At 35.3% G+C, this 15,477-nt stretch carries 16 protein-coding genes and 1 other annotated feature; of the genes, 2 read left to right on the top strand and 14 right to left on the bottom strand.

The window, feature by feature from the left end:
- Nucleotides 1-299 precede the first annotated feature (299 nt).
- On the top strand, nucleotides 300-722 hold the full coding sequence (locus FDO66_RS17325) for a DUF1801 domain-containing protein (RefSeq protein ID WP_141433918.1): 423 nt from the start codon (nucleotides 300-302) through the stop codon (nucleotides 720-722).
- Between the two features lie 135 nt (nucleotides 723-857).
- On the opposite strand, the gene FDO66_RS17330 is transcribed toward FDO66_RS17325, so the two are convergent.
- From FDO66_RS17330 to FDO66_RS17355, 6 genes are all read right to left on the bottom strand, one after another.
- Nucleotides 858-1,499 (bottom strand): Pr6Pr family membrane protein, encoded by a 642-nt coding sequence (locus FDO66_RS17330; protein WP_141433919.1) that lies wholly within the window; start codon nucleotides 1,497-1,499, stop codon nucleotides 858-860.
- A 127-nt stretch (nucleotides 1,500-1,626) separates the two neighbouring features.
- Nucleotides 1,627-2,244 (bottom strand): DJ-1/PfpI family protein, encoded by a 618-nt coding sequence (locus FDO66_RS17335; protein WP_141433920.1) that lies wholly within the window; start codon nucleotides 2,242-2,244, stop codon nucleotides 1,627-1,629.
- Between the two features lie 1,238 nt (nucleotides 2,245-3,482).
- Nucleotides 3,483-4,091, bottom strand: a complete 609-nt coding sequence (locus FDO66_RS17340) for a LysE family translocator (protein ID WP_141433921.1) — start codon at nucleotides 4,089-4,091, stop codon at nucleotides 3,483-3,485.
- A gap of 617 nt (nucleotides 4,092-4,708) precedes the next feature.
- Nucleotides 4,709-5,914, bottom strand: coding sequence for a cytochrome P450 (locus tag FDO66_RS17345; protein ID WP_141433922.1), 1,206 nt, complete (start codon nucleotides 5,912-5,914; stop codon nucleotides 4,709-4,711).
- Nucleotides 5,915-6,454: 540 nt separating this feature from the next.
- Complete coding sequence (locus FDO66_RS17350) at nucleotides 6,455-7,300, bottom strand: YitT family protein (protein ID WP_141433923.1); 846 nt, start codon at nucleotides 7,298-7,300, stop codon at nucleotides 6,455-6,457.
- 2 nt (nucleotides 7,301-7,302) lie between these two features.
- The gene (locus tag FDO66_RS17355) at nucleotides 7,303-8,307 is read right to left on the bottom strand and encodes an asparaginase (RefSeq protein WP_141433924.1); all 1,005 of its coding nucleotides are present in this window, start codon (nucleotides 8,305-8,307) and stop codon (nucleotides 7,303-7,305) included.
- Between the two features lie 175 nt (nucleotides 8,308-8,482).
- On the opposite strand from FDO66_RS17355, the gene FDO66_RS17360 reads away from it, so the two are divergent.
- Nucleotides 8,483-8,812, top strand: a complete 330-nt coding sequence (locus FDO66_RS17360) for a helix-turn-helix domain-containing protein (RefSeq protein WP_141433925.1) — start codon at nucleotides 8,483-8,485, stop codon at nucleotides 8,810-8,812.
- Nucleotides 8,813-9,102: 290 nt separating this feature from the next.
- Here FDO66_RS17360 and FDO66_RS17365 read toward each other — a convergent pair whose 3' ends face one another.
- The 8 genes from FDO66_RS17365 to FDO66_RS17400 form a co-directional block, all read right to left on the bottom strand.
- Nucleotides 9,103-10,128: a serine hydrolase domain-containing protein gene (locus FDO66_RS17365; protein ID WP_141433926.1), complete on the bottom strand. Its 1,026-nt coding sequence runs from the start codon at nucleotides 10,126-10,128 to the stop codon at nucleotides 9,103-9,105.
- 43 nt (nucleotides 10,129-10,171) lie between these two features.
- The gene (locus FDO66_RS17370; protein ID WP_141433927.1) at nucleotides 10,172-10,816 is read right to left on the bottom strand and encodes a YdbC family protein; all 645 of its coding nucleotides are present in this window, start codon (nucleotides 10,814-10,816) and stop codon (nucleotides 10,172-10,174) included.
- 227 nt (nucleotides 10,817-11,043) lie between these two features.
- On the bottom strand, nucleotides 11,044-12,612 hold the full coding sequence (locus FDO66_RS17375; RefSeq protein WP_141433928.1) for a 2-isopropylmalate synthase: 1,569 nt from the start codon (nucleotides 12,610-12,612) through the stop codon (nucleotides 11,044-11,046).
- Nucleotides 12,613-12,671: 59 nt separating this feature from the next.
- Nucleotides 12,672-12,914 (bottom strand) — a binding site (T-box leader).
- A gap of 163 nt (nucleotides 12,915-13,077) precedes the next feature.
- Nucleotides 13,078-13,428, bottom strand: coding sequence for a HepT-like ribonuclease domain-containing protein (locus FDO66_RS17380; RefSeq protein ID WP_141433929.1), 351 nt, complete (start codon nucleotides 13,426-13,428; stop codon nucleotides 13,078-13,080).
- Nucleotides 13,412-13,732, bottom strand: a complete 321-nt coding sequence (locus FDO66_RS17385; RefSeq protein ID WP_141433957.1) for a nucleotidyltransferase family protein — start codon at nucleotides 13,730-13,732, stop codon at nucleotides 13,412-13,414. Before FDO66_RS17385 ends, FDO66_RS17380 begins: the two co-directional genes overlap by 17 nt.
- Before the next feature lie 139 nt (nucleotides 13,733-13,871).
- Nucleotides 13,872-14,297 carry a GNAT family N-acetyltransferase gene (locus FDO66_RS17390; RefSeq protein ID WP_141433930.1) on the bottom strand — a complete coding sequence of 142 codons (426 nt, stop codon included), beginning with the start codon at nucleotides 14,295-14,297 and terminating at the stop codon, nucleotides 13,872-13,874.
- Between the two features lie 18 nt (nucleotides 14,298-14,315).
- Nucleotides 14,316-14,825, bottom strand: a complete 510-nt coding sequence (gene tsaA / locus FDO66_RS17395; RefSeq protein WP_141433931.1) for a tRNA (N6-threonylcarbamoyladenosine(37)-N6)-methyltransferase TrmO — start codon at nucleotides 14,823-14,825, stop codon at nucleotides 14,316-14,318.
- Between the two features lie 106 nt (nucleotides 14,826-14,931).
- Nucleotides 14,932-15,258, bottom strand: coding sequence for an antibiotic biosynthesis monooxygenase family protein (locus tag FDO66_RS17400; protein WP_141433958.1), 327 nt, complete (start codon nucleotides 15,256-15,258; stop codon nucleotides 14,932-14,934).
- Nucleotides 15,259-15,477: the final 219 nt, after the last annotated feature.

Consider the following 15,477-nt stretch of genomic DNA (forward strand, 5'->3'; position numbering starts at 1 on the left):
AATCCATTCATTCCCATACTATTGTACAACCGTTTAGTCAATTTGGGGAAGACACGAAATCCCTTATTGTCATTTAACCTCTTCACATAACAATATATAAACTAAACAATTCTTACCATCCTTATTTACGGCATTAAAGAAAAAAATGTTTAAATTGTTTCTAGCCTTGCTTCCCTTTTAGAGAATTACATTCTAATTTTGTTGATTCACCGGACAAGTTATTTATTGAAGGAAAATAGCTTGCAGCACAGAAATTCTAATATGGGGATTTACAACTTTTTAAAGGAGTGATTTTGAATATGTACGAGCTTAAAACAAAAGAAAATGATCGTAGTGTGATTGAATTTATTGAAAATGTCGAAAATCCTAAAAAACGTGAAGATGCATATAAATTATTGGATATTTTTACAGAAACAACAGATTATCCAGCGAAGATGTGGGGACCAAGTATTATTGGCTTTGGTTCATATCATTATAAATATCAATCTGGTCACGAAGGTGATGCACCGCTTGTTGGCTTTTCCCCTCGCAAAGCAAAAATCAGTTTGTATTTTGCGACAGGAGACACAGCACGAGAGGAATTGTTAAAGAGCTTTGGAAAACATACGATAGGAAAAGCCTGTGTGTATATTAATAAGGTTGCAGATATTGATGTCGATGTATTAAAAGAGCTAATTAATCAGTCTATAAATTTTCTACAGGAAATGTACCCAAATAAATAAAATCGAATCGGCAGTCTGGAGCATGAAATTAAAGCCCTAGACTGCCATTACTATTTCTATACAATCGGTTTAATTGAATGTTCTTGAATTACTCATCTGATTGTACAAATTGGAGAAACATTGGCGCTAAATAAACTAATACTCAACAGAGTTAGATTTTCTCATTCTACCATTTGTGTTGCCAAGCATTCTTACTAATATGCATATTGAACCGATAGCTATTGTAATACCCAAGCTATAAGCAGCAACCATACCATAGCCTCCATCTCTTGGATCGAGGAAAGGATATGGATACCAATCAACAAACGGTCCGCGTACTAAACTGTACACAACATATACGAGCGGGAATAGAAGCCAGCTTAAAGTATTTATCCAAGTAATACGCTTTATCGGTGGGTTTATTACCCAATCTAAAAGAGCTCCTATTGGCATGATATAATGCAGGACAACATTAACCCACGGAATGGGAGTTTGCAGTGATTCCTCTAGACCCCTAAGCAGTAGAAAATAAATAAAACCAGTTGTAACAATATAGACCGTCGCTGCTCCGCGAAGAATCCCTAGTTGCTCGAATCGACCGTATTTAGCAGTCGAGAAGCAGCTTAAGGCGAGGATGGTCGCAGCCAGGATGTTGCTTTCAATCGTAAAATAGCTAAAAAAGTTAACAGGGTTAAAAGGCTTTGTTTGCGATCGCATGATAAATTGCGTAATGACTGCACTGAATGTCAACGTACTTAAGAAAAGCCTATAACCAACAATGACGCTACGTTTTTCCATAAGCTCTCTCCCTTCTTACTCATAATATTGATAATCCTTTTTAGGATGAAAGAATTGAACCTAATTCTATTTATTAGACACTGCTACTTATGCCCTAAAAGAAATGGATAACGATAAAATATAATTTTCAAATTGTTACCTTATGTAAAGGAAAGTTAATATCATACTCCATAATCTTTGCTGTTCTTTGAGCAATCTCTATCCCTAACAATCTGGTGATAATATGAAAAGACATATTAATTCCGGCAGAAATTCCTCCTGATGTAACAATATTGCCCTCATCGACGAATTTAATATTTTCTTTGACATCAACATAAGGAAACTCATTTCTAAATCTTTCTATGCTTGCCCAGTGAGTTGTAGCCTTTTTCCCTTCTAATAATCCAGCTTTTGCTAACAGTAATGCACCTGTACAAACGGACGTCATGATTTTGACTTGTTTCATTTGTTCTTTTATCCAATTTATAAGGATATCGTTATGAATCTCATATTCTCTCGCTCCAAGACCACCCGGAACAACTAGAATATCTACTTTAGGAAAATCATCAATACTATAATCCGGTTGAACCTTTAGTCCATTTCTGGCTGTTATCATTATGCCTTTTTGTGAAACCGTACATACATCAAAAGGTTTATGGCCATTTTTTTCAGTCGTAACAGAAAAAACTTCAAATGGCCCTGCAAAATCTAGTAACTCTACTTCATCAAACAATAAAATTCCGACTTTCCAATTGTTTTCTTCCATGTTTTTTCACGACCTTCTTTATAGTATCTTAAATAGGCAAAACTTCATTTTCATAGAAGCTTTTATATTAAATTATATATACTAAATATTTACAAGTAAATCATCCTTTTTAGCTTTCCCCTCTTTCTAAAATAGATTAAAAAGTTAATCTACTTTTACTAAAAAATTCATCCTAGCTTCGCAATAAATCAAGCTTTCTCCCTACTTCTTCTCTTTGAAGGAAACCAACCTAGAAAATTGAATTTAATACTCTTCAAGAGTTAAGCTTATTTATGGGTTTAAAAGAAAAATAACGAAAGCTCATCTTCGACCTGATGAACCACAAAGATTTTACGATGCACTTACAACAAAATTAAACGAAGTATGTGTCTAGAATTGTTAGCCATGTTTTAATCTGGATAGTTTCATCACTCCTATGTCCTTCACTATAATAATGAGGGATTTTATTTTCTGTCTAGCCAAATTTTCTTTTTGAAACCGATTATTAAGCTATTCTTCCCGCCTCCAAGCCATGGAATTTCGCTTTTGTACAAAGCAGCAATGGGGCACAGCAAGGAATTGTCTGGTGTCTACCTTGTGAAAAGACCAAGTAACAGAATTAAAGTTTTCCGGGAATGGTAGAAAGGTTCTGGAGAAAGTGAACTCCATCTATAAGCGGGAGTTTGCGGCAGAAGTCAAAGCCTAAAAAAATTTCTTAAGAAAAAAGGCTGGAGATTGTCTAAATTATTAATACAAACACTGAACTCATCTTACTACTTATCCCTTTAGCTTAATGGCGTTGTGAGTCTACACTTTTATTTTTCAAATCTATTACTTCATTTTTTTTTAACTAAGGTTATTGAGTCTTAGAAATAATAGGATATACAGGTTGCCTAATACCTATAATATTATCCTTTCTATCTCGATTTGCATCTTCTTCAAATAGTTATTGAAGCGTTTATTTGAGATCATAATCGATATTTAATTGAGTTTATTGTCATACTAAGTTCGGAATTAATGAACAATAAAAAGAAATCTTAAACAACAAATTTCAAACAGCACCCTATTATGTGGGTGCTGTTTTGCTCGTTTTAAAATTAAACATCTTTATTGTAAATACTCAAAATGAATGGAAAATAATAGTAGAATAGATTTATAATATTCATTACTATTAAATTATCAAGAAGGAATGATTTAATCATACTTGGCATATCTATTTTTCGATTACCTTTATTCCAGTTGAGAAGCATGGAAAGTTTCTAGCGAGTTACTATCAAGATCGCGGCACCAATCATCATCGCTCCTGCAACGCGATCAATTTTCCCCTTGGAATTAGGCGAAGAGAACACTTTTCTTGCGACCTCTGCTATTATGCCATAGCCGACCACAATGATGGTCATCACACCAATAATAATGGAACACAATATGACGAAGCTGTTCAATGTTACACCTGAGACATCAACCACACCTGGAAGAAGCGCCATGTAGAAAACGATTGCAATTGGATTGGAAAGAGTCATTGCGAGGCCCAGGCCGATTTCAACCGCGAAATTGACAGGTTTTGTTTCCTCGTTTACTGCAAACACACGCCCGGCGTTTCTCCATTTCTTGATCCCCAGCCAGACAAGATATGCGACACCACAAAATTTCAACGCCACGAACGTGGGGCCAAGTATTTCCACAAGGGCTGTGAGGCCAAGAATCGCAGCAGTAAGCATAAGCAATTTACCAAGAATGATCCCGACGGCGAGAGGCAAACTGGCAAACGATCCGCCAGAAAGAGCTCTAGACAGAAGTCCTACTATTTCTGGGCCGGGTGTAGCCGCAGATGCAGCAAAAGCCAAAATAAAAATTGTGTATTCTGTCACGTTAAGATCCTCCTGATTATGAGTACTTTCTTAAAAATCCCTTCCGACTTCAGATCACAACTAATTATCATTGCTGATACCAGTTATTATGTATCATACAAGGTAGGGGACAGAACAGATGAGTCACGACAGAACAGATTAATTAAGCTTAGTATTATTGTTTTCTAAATAAGGATTTAATACTAAATATTTACAAGTAAATCATCCTTTTTACCTTTCTCCTCTTTTTAAGATATTAAAAAGTTTATTCCGCTTTTCCTACACTTTTGCTAAATTTTATCCCAGCTTTGTAATAAATTAAGCTTTCTTCCCTACCTCTTCTCCTTTCTCGCGATTTTATTTTCTGTCCAGCCAAATTTTCTTTTTGCCATGATAAATCTCTGAAAACAAGAGCTCGAAACAGGAAAAAACTGTCATTATGATTAACTCATAACAACAGCTTTAATAAAGAACTTTGTTTCTAAGTAAAAATCATTGATTTTTCAAATACTAAAGGCGCCTCTTTGTTGGTATTCAATTAAAAGGAAAGCTAAACAAAAAAGATGATAACAAGGTGCTTCTATCTTTCTATTTGAAAAAAAATTCGGACCAAACTTCTCATCATCACCATACATAAATTAACGGCTTATTCGCACAGGTAAATTTTTCACGCCAAAAACAAATGGACTCAGAATAGGATCAAGTTGCGTAATTTCTCCTCTTTCTAGCTTAGAAGAGGATGTCAATAGTTTAGAAAGGGAGATTTTTGCCTCTAGTCTAGCTAAAGGAGCCCCTAAGCAGAAATGGATGCCAAAACCGAAGCTTAAATGTGGATTTGGATGTCGCTCCAGTATAAAACGATCAGGCTCAACAAACTTTTGTTCATCCCGATTTGCCGACGCGATCCAGTTAACTACTTGAGACCCTTTAGGAATCATATGCCCATTAATTTCTACATCTTCAGTCGCAATACGACCAATTGATTGGATTGGGGGATAGAAACGAAGTGTTTCTTCTACTAAATTAGGAACTAAAGAAAGATTAGTTCGCACTTTTTCTTGTATATCCATATCCTCTATCATGTAACGAACAGCATTTGCTATCAGATTCGTTGTTGTTTCGTTGCCTGCGACTAATAGTAAAATACAAAAGCTTAGCAGCTCTTCTTCTGTTAGTTTTTCTCCATCAATATCTGCAGCCAATAATAAAGTGATTAAATCCTCTTCCGTGTTATTTTGTTGCTTTTGAATAATAATCTCTTTAAAATATCCCCTCAGAAACTGTGCTCCTTCCTGTCTCTTTTTCATCACAACTTTCAATTCTTCATCTGATTCATTTTTCGCTCCTGTAATAAACATATCAGAATAGGTTTTAAAAATTCCCCTATCTTTTGTAGGAACTCCTAACAATTCAGCGATAACAATAACAGGTAGAGGGCCGGCAAAATCATAAATAAAATCCACTGTTTCCTTCCCTTTTACTTGATCTAAAAGAAAGACTGCGATGTCTTCAATACGTTCAGTAAGCTTATTAACAGCTTTAGGAGTAAAAGCTTTGTCAATAAGCTTTCTCATTTTTGTATGTTTTGGCGGGTCCATGGTTAATATACTTTCTTTAATGTCTCCAATATCACGTTTAGATGAAAACAACTTTGGATTCTTTAAGATATAATGCACATCTTCATATCTAAATACATCCCAACACTTTCGAGTTTGATCATATCTTACCGGCGTTGTTTTACGAAGCGTGTTATAGATAGAAAAAGGAAGCAGCCGATCTTGAGTAGGCTGAAGCTCTTTCATAGGAAACAGGAGTGCATATCGATCTGTTTTAGATGTTGTCATAAGTTTATCTCTCCTTTTTTCAATAAAATAGTTAGAAAGACTTTTCATGAAACTCTACACTAGGGCAACGGTCATTTTAATCCACATACCAGACTGTAGAATTACAGATGTGCGGCATTTAAGAATTCACCTAAATACTCTTCTTAAATATTAAGTTTTTAGATTCCTCTGCTGAAATTATTAGGTGTTAGACAATGGTTCTGACTTTTAACTCTGCATTTGATTGCCACAGGTGCAAGTATACACTTGCATTCTTGCAAAGTCTGTCAAAATTTAGAGCGTTTTTTGGAGATTTTTAGGATAAAAAGGTTTGCTATATTGAAAAAAGCTCAAACATCCTATTTTAGATGAATTGAGCTTTTTTCATATTATGAAAAGAGAGTCTTTTTTCCTTAATCTGAGCATGCATACCTTCTCTCGTAGATCATAAATGACAGGAACAGATCTAAACAACAAATAAGCAGCAACTTCTATACCACAAAATTCTAAAATGCCTAATGCACTTAAAAAGATATGCATCAGGCGTTTCAAATTGTTATTCTATGAAGGGCTATGACCCAATTGTTTGTGGACTTCGGTTGCTTCATGTACGGTGATGAATGCCTTCTCATCGATTCGATTAATGTATTTTTTAAGCTTAACAAATTCTTGGCGATTTACAACGATATGAATCACTTCTTTGTTCTCATTGGTGTAAGCTCCTTTTGCGGAATACACAGTGGCGCCAATTCCTAATTCGTTCGTGATAAACGTCTTAATTTGATCACAGTGCTGACTAACAATAACCGCTTCTTTTCTGATATTGAATTGCTTTGTAAAATAGTCAATAAGCGCACTACGAAAAACAATTCCAAAAATCGCATAAAGGCTATTATCTAAACCAAAGGCAACTATGGATAAAATAGCAATAGAAAAATCGAACATAAGGACTGATTTCCCTATATCGATCGAAAAATATTTATTCACGATCATTCCTAGCAAATCCATCCCGCCGGTTGAAGCATTCTGTTTCAATACAATCACGAGGCCAAATGATGCAATGATGGTACCTACAACAAGCTGAATGAATTTATCATGGGAAATGGGACCGGAAAGTGGAAATAAATTTTCCATTGCCCAAACCATAATGGATGAAGCAAAGCTTGCGTAAATGGTTTTGACCCCGAATTCAAACCCAAGAAAAAAGAATCCTATCACAAAGAGTATGACATTTAAAATAAGCATTAAAAGACCTATAGGCAGGTTTGGAAAAAATGAATGCAAAACAATGGTTAAACCTCCTAAACCACCTGCCGCAAACTCATTCGGTGCAAGAAAAACATAGATATTAAAGGATACAAAAAAGATACCAATATTAAAAACTATGAATCTTAAAATTTTATCCATTATTAAATATCCCATTCCTCTGACAAATCGTAACAGATAGGCGTTTCAACAATCTGTTTTACATCTTTAAGCTGATTCACTTGCCCTAATGCCCACATTAGTTTTGGGATGATCGCCTCCGTGTTCATATCTCCAGATACAATGATTGAATAATTCGCAACTTTACGTCCCACTTCATATAAATAAATATCTTGACCTTCTTCAAGACATTGTGTGGATATTAATACAGCGATCCCAGCTTCCGTTAATTCCTTAATTTTAGGAAGAAGATTTCGTCCTTCGAAAGGCACTCCACCATTTCCGAAGCTTTCAATGACGACCCCTTTATAATTCATTTTAATATAATCAAAAATTTCAGGCTTTACACCTGGATACAGCTTTAACAAAAAGACATCTGCACATAAGTTTGTATTCAACTGAAAGCGTTTATCTGTCTTTTCCGGCTTCCAATAATATTCAACGGATTCTTTATTTACAGTAGCTACATAAGGATAATTGATGCTTTCAAATGCATCATAGCTTTTTGTTCTCATTTTCACAGCACGAGTACCAATGATAACGCGGCCATCAAAAACAACAAAGACACCGGCAATATCCTCCTGGGCAAATCGAAGGGCGTCCTTTATGTTCTTTTTTGCATCAGTCTTTTTAAAGCTTATTGGAATCTGTGAACCTGTTAAAATAACAGGTTTTTCTAAGTTTTGCAGCATAAAGGATAGGGCAGATGATGTATAGCCTAGTGTATCTGTGCCATGTGTAACGATGAAGCTATCATAATCATCATAATGTTCAGCGATGGCTTCCGCTATTTCAATCCAATTTTCAGGCTGCATATTCGTGCTATCTCTGTTCATTAAAATTTTACACGTGACATCAACTAGTGAGTCATCATAATCATGGTCAAAATGCTGAAGTAATTCGTTAGCCGTTAATCCAGGAACAAGACCATCCTCACTAGTCACTGAAGCAATGGTTCCGCCTGTTGCAAGTAATAGAATTTTTTTCATGCCTTACCTCTTCCTTGTTGAATATATATCTTAAATGTTCGCGTATTGTGTTCTTATGGAGTACATTATACGACTATTAAGGGCGAAAAATCAATAAAAGTACGCGAATTGAACACAAAAATCTTTTGAATAAAAAAGAGACATGGTATAATGTAGAAAGCGGAGGGAGAAAAACGTGCTAAAACAATTGGAACACTTAAGAAAAAAGAATAATTGGTCCCAGCAAGATGCAGCTGACCGTTTAGGGATCGCGAAAAGCACCTATGCAGGGTATGAATCGGGATATCGTCGCCCCCCTTTACAAGCGCTTATTCAAATTGCGGATCTATTTGATGTATCAATCGATTATTTATTAGGACGCGAGATTCACAGTAAAGTTGAAGTCATCGAAATGCTTCACCATGAAAAACCATGTCTTTTCATTGATAACGTCCCATTGGATTTGGAAGAATTGAGTGAGTTCATCGCCTTTATTAGAGTAAAACGGGGGATAAGAACAGAGTAAATCAAGATTTGATTTATTTTGTTGTAGAATTGTAGATTGAAAAATATGAGTTTATTTATAAAAAAATAGCTAGATCGTTTGTTCATTCACCATTGGATCCTGTTTAGCTTGATTCAGTGAATAGACCCCTGTCCTAAAGGAATAAAAACGGTGAATGACCAATGAGTGGATGGGGGCAAATTATTTCCTAGATGCGACAGGCTATAACTCAATTGCAATCCCGTATCTTTTCCCTTTTTGATACTGATTTATGACTCGTTTTTCGTATACTTCTATGGTCGAATAGAGGATCAAAAATAATTTTCTACTGCTTTGATCACATTAAAGGAACCCGAACTTTTATTTGAAGGTACAACAAGCTTAATGCCCAGATTAGGATACACGGATGAATGAAAACTGACGCCAGGATCATATCCCATCACATGGTATTTGAAAATGGTATTTTGTCTTTTGTTTATCCATAATCCATAACCGTAATACACTTCACCCTTAACGAATATATGCGGATTTAAAAGAGCATTGGTATATTCTTCACTTAACAGCTCATAGTTTAATAATCTTTCCCACAATTTCATCATATCCAGTGCAGTAATGAATGCTCCACCATCCGCACCACCTTTAACAGGTATGGAGTATACATTTGTTCTCCAGGTCCCATCTTCTTGATTATCTATATACCCATAGGCCGTATTTTTCGGAAGGTGATCTATAGCAAAATATCCTGAATCTCTCATACCGCATCGAGTAAATACTTCTGACTCAATATAATCTGTAAAACGAAGCCCTGTTTGCTGTTCGATGACTAATCCTAAAATAATATAACCCGCATTATTATAATGAAACTTTTCCCCTGGTTTAAACATCATTTCTTTATTTTGAAACATCGGCAAGAAGTCTGTTAAACTCTTTAAAAGATACATAGGTTGTTCCTTCCAAAGATCTTCAAAATCATCCATCATTTCTTCATCAAAATAGTCAGGTACCCCAGAGCTATGGGTCAAAAGGTGATGGATGGTGATGCTTTCATCGAAGTTTGGAAAATCAATATCCAAACAATCTTTCAGTCGAGTATAAAAAGAGAGAGTCCCTTTTTCAACCAACTGACAAATTCCTATAGCGGTGAACAGTTTGCTGCCAGACGCGATGCCAAACCGCGAATTCAACGTGTTTGACAATTCTTCAGCTCTGTTTGCATAACCGTACGCTGATTTAAAGACAACATCATTTCCACTCTTCATATACACGACTCCTGAGAAATCTATATTGTCAACAATGTCTGCTACTATCTTATCAATCTGAATATTACTTTTTTGCATGGTGCCACCCCATTTTATTGAAAATATTCGTATGCGTATAATTTTATTTCAGCGGTATTACTCTCCACGAATTTTCAATGATGAATTGTTCTCCTATCATTTCTTCGAGATCGAGTTCCGGCATTGCCTGGTTTTTTAAAGCAGGAAAGGTTAAATTTAGATATTCTTGATGTGCTTCTTTACTTAACCACCCAGTGAATACAAAGAAACGGTTATCTGCTTTCAAGGAAGAACTAAATTCTCTACCGAGCATTTTTCCTGTCATTTTCAAGCCTGGATTCCATACACTCCTTTGTATTTCTATAAAACGAGAAGTTCTTCCATCCTTTACATCACACAAGGCAGTCCTTATAAAATGACTTTCTTTCAAAACTGAAATGATATTATCCTCCACTTCAGGTATTTCAAATACCGTATTAAATAACTCTACATCAATTGCAGTATATGTATTAGATTGATCCATATTTAAAAAGATATCATCATGTACATAATCCATAAAATAATCATAGTCATCTTTACTCTGCCAAAATGACACTATACAAGCAGTAAACTGATTTTTTATGCTCCATCCGCCAACTTGCCCTAAAAATCCAGTAATTTGGTTCAAAGGTTGCCATTGTTCCTGATATTTCGAGAATGCGTCTGCTTGATTTTCTTTCACTTGACATGAAATCCTTTTAACGATCATAATCTACTTCTTTCCTTTCATTTATTATAGCAGCCGGTTTGTTTTGTATTACTTATTTTAGTCTACATTTTACGTTACTTGTATCCATATTTTGTTGTTATTAAGCCTATCAAACGCAATAAAAAAAGCAAAAAACATCATTAATAACATTTAATAATATATTGATCTACCACAGTCAATTGCTATTGTGATAGATCAAATTAAATATAAGAAAAAAGCATGGAAAATTATTCAACTGGGAGTAATTGATCAACGACAATACTGTTTATAGCATTGATATACGCTAATGCACTTGCTTTCATAATATCCGTCTCCGTTGCTTTGGCTATATACTTCTCTCCTCTATATTCCACTTGAATCTTCACTTTCCCTAATGCTTCTTTACCTCTTGAAACACTACTAATATTGTATTCAATTAATTTAATATCTAATTCGCTAATTTCTGTGATGGCAGAATACAATGCATCAATCGGACCAGAACCGACTGCACTGCTTTTCAAAATTTGATCGCCCCTTTTCATTTTCACGCTTGCAGACGGGAAATTAATATTACTAATCACTTGCAAGTCCATTAATTCATAAAAATGATCACTATAATATGTCATATTTTCATTATGAACATCTTGTTTTGCATAATAATTCTCAACGATGACATATAAATCATGATTATATACTTCTTTTTTCGCATCTGCTAATTCTAAGAAAGCTTCAAATATCCCTTCAAATTGTGAGTTGGTTATTTGATGAAAACCTAATTTCTCAAGTGCATTTTTCACTGCATGACGACCAGAACGTGCGGTTAAAACAAGTTCCATATCGTCTAAACCGACTTCAACAGGGCTAATGATTTCGTAAGCATCCCTTGATTTTAATAATCCGTCTTGGTGTATTCCTGAAGAATGGGCAAAAGCATTTTCTCCTGTAATGGCTTTGTTTACTTGTACGTCTAGTCCCATTAAGCTGCTTACCAACCTAGATGTATTCATAATTTCCTTTGTTTTAATATTTGTGTGCACATTATATATGGATGAGCGCGTATTAATTGCCATCACAACCTCCTCTAAGGCAGCATTTCCTGCACGCTCACCAATGCCATTAATCGTACATTCAACTTTATCGGCACCATTTTTAATAGCAGCTAACGTATTGGCAGTTGCCATACCAAGATCATTGTGGCAATGGACACTTAACAGCACTTTATCATTCAAATTTTTTAAGCGATCATTTAATTTAAAAATTCGTTCACCAAACTCTTCTGGCTCAGCAAAGCCAACGGTATCCGGCACATTAATCATCGTCGCCCCTGCTTTTACTACAGCTTCAATCGTTGCCCATAAGTATTCAAACTCGGAACGCGATGCATCCTCTGTTGAATATTGAACATCCGGTAAAAGTGTTTTTGCATATTTTACAGCCTCAACACCAATATTTAAAATTTGACTTTTCGATTTTCCAAATTTCTTTTCCACATGAATGTCTGAAGTGCCGAGAACGATATGGATTAATGGTTTTTCTGCATATTTCACACTGTTATAAACTGCATCAATATCCGATTTCACTGCCCTTGCTAATGCTGTGATCATCAAATCGCTTGTATTTCCAACTTTAGTAGCAATTTCTTTCACAGCATCAAAATCACCAGCTGAAGACGCGGGAAAACCAGCTTCGATAATATCAACTTGTAGCTTCTTTAGCTGCTGAGCCACTTCTAGTTTTTCATACAGATTCAGCTTAGCCCCTGGAACTTGCTCTCCATCTCTTAAAGTCGTATCAAACACCCAAATTTTTCTCGTCATTTCAGAAACACTCCTTTTTTTCAAATTAATGTATAAAAAAAGCCCCGTCTCTATAAAAACATAGAGACGAGGCATTGCTCGCGGTACCACTCTAATTGATTAATCCATACATCATTAACCCACTTATTTTCGGTGGCTATCACCACCTATCCTCATAACGGTAGAAACCGACATCCCCTACTTATAACGTTCAGGGAGTAGCTCTTGGATGAGTTCAAAGGCAATAACTGCCGATTCACACCAACCATCGGCTCTCTGAAAAGATTATACACTCTTCTACTATTTCCAATCTTTGCTTATTGTTATTTAATTACATGCAATATTACAACCATCCACTCGAGTTGTCAACTGAATTTGCAAGAAAATAATCGGTATTTTTGTTAAAGCATCGCACCTATTTAATCATAAACTTCATTTATATTTCCTTAAACCACTCCAAAACTCTACTCCTCGATACTATGATCCTTACTTATCTGTATTCAGTTCTTTTAATATCTGCTGGACATGTTGTTTTAACGTAGGAATTTTATTTTGGACCACATCCCAAACAATTCTATGATTAATAGAGAAATAACCATGGATCAACATATCTCTCATACCAGCCATCTTTCTCCATTCAATTTGAGAATTTGCTTGCCTAAATTCATCTGGAATGTTTTTCGTTGCTTCGCCTATAACTAAAATATTCTTAATCACGGCATCTAACACTAAATCATTATCTAGGAATTCGGCATAAGATAAACCTTTTGTATATTTCTCAACCTTTACTGCTGCAGTGAAAATATCCTCTAAAAAGACTTTAACTTCCCTCAGCATACTTGGCACTCCTTAAAATACTTGGCTTTAGAACTGGTTTAATATCTTCCACGATGACTAAATCTATCGGCTTTTGAAAGGAATCTTCAAGATTGAATTTCAAATCCATATAGTTATCGAACGTCATATTAGTATCTGTAAATTCGACTAATACATCAATATCACTGGATTCTTTTTGTTCTCCCTTGCTATACGAACCGAAAAGTCCTATCCTTTTCACTCCGTATTTTTCTTTCCATGTATTCAGGTTTCTTGACATTTCATTAAGGATTTCTTGCTGTGATAACATTTTTATCACCGCCATTTTCTGAGTATTCGATACTCTCATTATAGCATTCCTCTTTTTAATTATTCGCTAAAAAAAGAAAAACCCTTGCTCTCAATAAGATTTCTATCATTTTATGGAAAATAAAAAATTACTTTTCAAGCTTCCGTTGGTAAGATTAATAATCAATCTTCTTCATTAAATATTTTGGAGACTCCGTATAACCTTGTCTAAAATAAAATCGATGTGCGTCTAGTCTTCTTGAATGGCAATGTACTTCAATCCTGTCACAGTTTCTTTTCGTTGCTAAGTCAGCACAATACTCTTCAATCTTACGGCCAATACCTTTACTTCTAATAGTTGTATCAACCGAAAAATAGCTTATCCTTGCAAAATCGCCTTCTAATGCTATTTGAGGAATGAAATGCAAAGAAATGAATGCTATAACTCTGCCATCGTCTTCATAAACGAGTAGTTCCTCGTCAGGATGGATAAGTAGTTTCTCTATCTTTCCTTTTATGAAGGATTCCGTATTTGGATAATCCAATTGATTTAGCAATTCAGAGATTACTTTCCAATCCTCTATCTTTGCGTTTCTGATCATTATGTAAGAGCTCCTTTTTTAATCAGGCATTTTTCTAGCAAATCGGTCATCGGCCCGTTTATGTATAGCTTTTTCTGATACCTCACCCATCCAACCGGTCAATACAGCCCCCTTAGGAACATCAAAATCCGGCACGAACGGCTTAATATCCAATAGAGGTGTTCCATCAAGCACATCTACTTTTTTTAAATCTATATAACAACCATGAATACGTTCGACCTCGACCACAGAAATCCCAATCGAATTAGGACGAACCGGCGCTCTTGTAGCAAATACACCACGTTCCTGAACATCTAGGAACGGTCTTACCTTCAGGCGAGTCGGTCCTGCCAAATGGAAAAAATAGATTAAGATAACATGTGAAAATCCTTCTAAATCTTTCAATCCTTCTACATACTGCGGCAGCACCTCCACAGATCCAGAAGCTGCCATATCCCCGACTGGCTGAATCGGCATATTATCAGGTGTTATAAACGGACTTCGGATAACACCTATAGGACTCAGCGTGATTTCAGGTAATAGGTTCATTCAATCTGCACCTCAAATCGATAATTATAGATAATGAAAATTCTAATATAATAGGTTAAAGCAAACTCTCTCTGCAACACAAGAATAGTAGTCTTTTATGTATAAATTACATTTCGAAAAATGTATCCCTCTCTACTTTACAAATTCTTAATGCGAATTTTTCGTACCATTCTGTTTTGCCTTTTTCTTGTGCAACTTTATGAGCCGAATTTTCCTTCCAATTTTTAATGGCATCTAAAGAGTCCCAATATGAAACTGTAATCCCTAGTTCTCTATCACGAGCACTTTCTACACCTAAGAATCCCTTTTGTTGGGAAGCTAACTCTACCATTTTTTCTGCCATTCTCCCATAACCATTTTCCCCTTCAGTTCGCTGAGAAGAAAATATCACCGCATAATATGGTGGTTGAGGAGTTTTTGCAATCCCACTCATCATTTAGTTCCCCCAATAAGTTAGTTTTGAAATATTCCTACATTGAAAATTTTAACATATTTTTCTTTATCTATAAGATAACATAATAAAAAGGGGCTTCACGATCTCTAATCCTGTTCAGATGTCTATTAATGAATAATGGGCGTACCTAATTTGCCCTTCTTTTTTTTCGAATCCTAATGTTTTCATTTTTAAACAATAGCTTCTAAAATACAAAAA

It is taken from the genome of Bacillus sp. 03113 (genome assembly GCF_006546985.1).
Classification (GTDB): domain Bacteria; phylum Bacillota; class Bacilli; order Bacillales; family Cytobacillaceae; genus VATK01.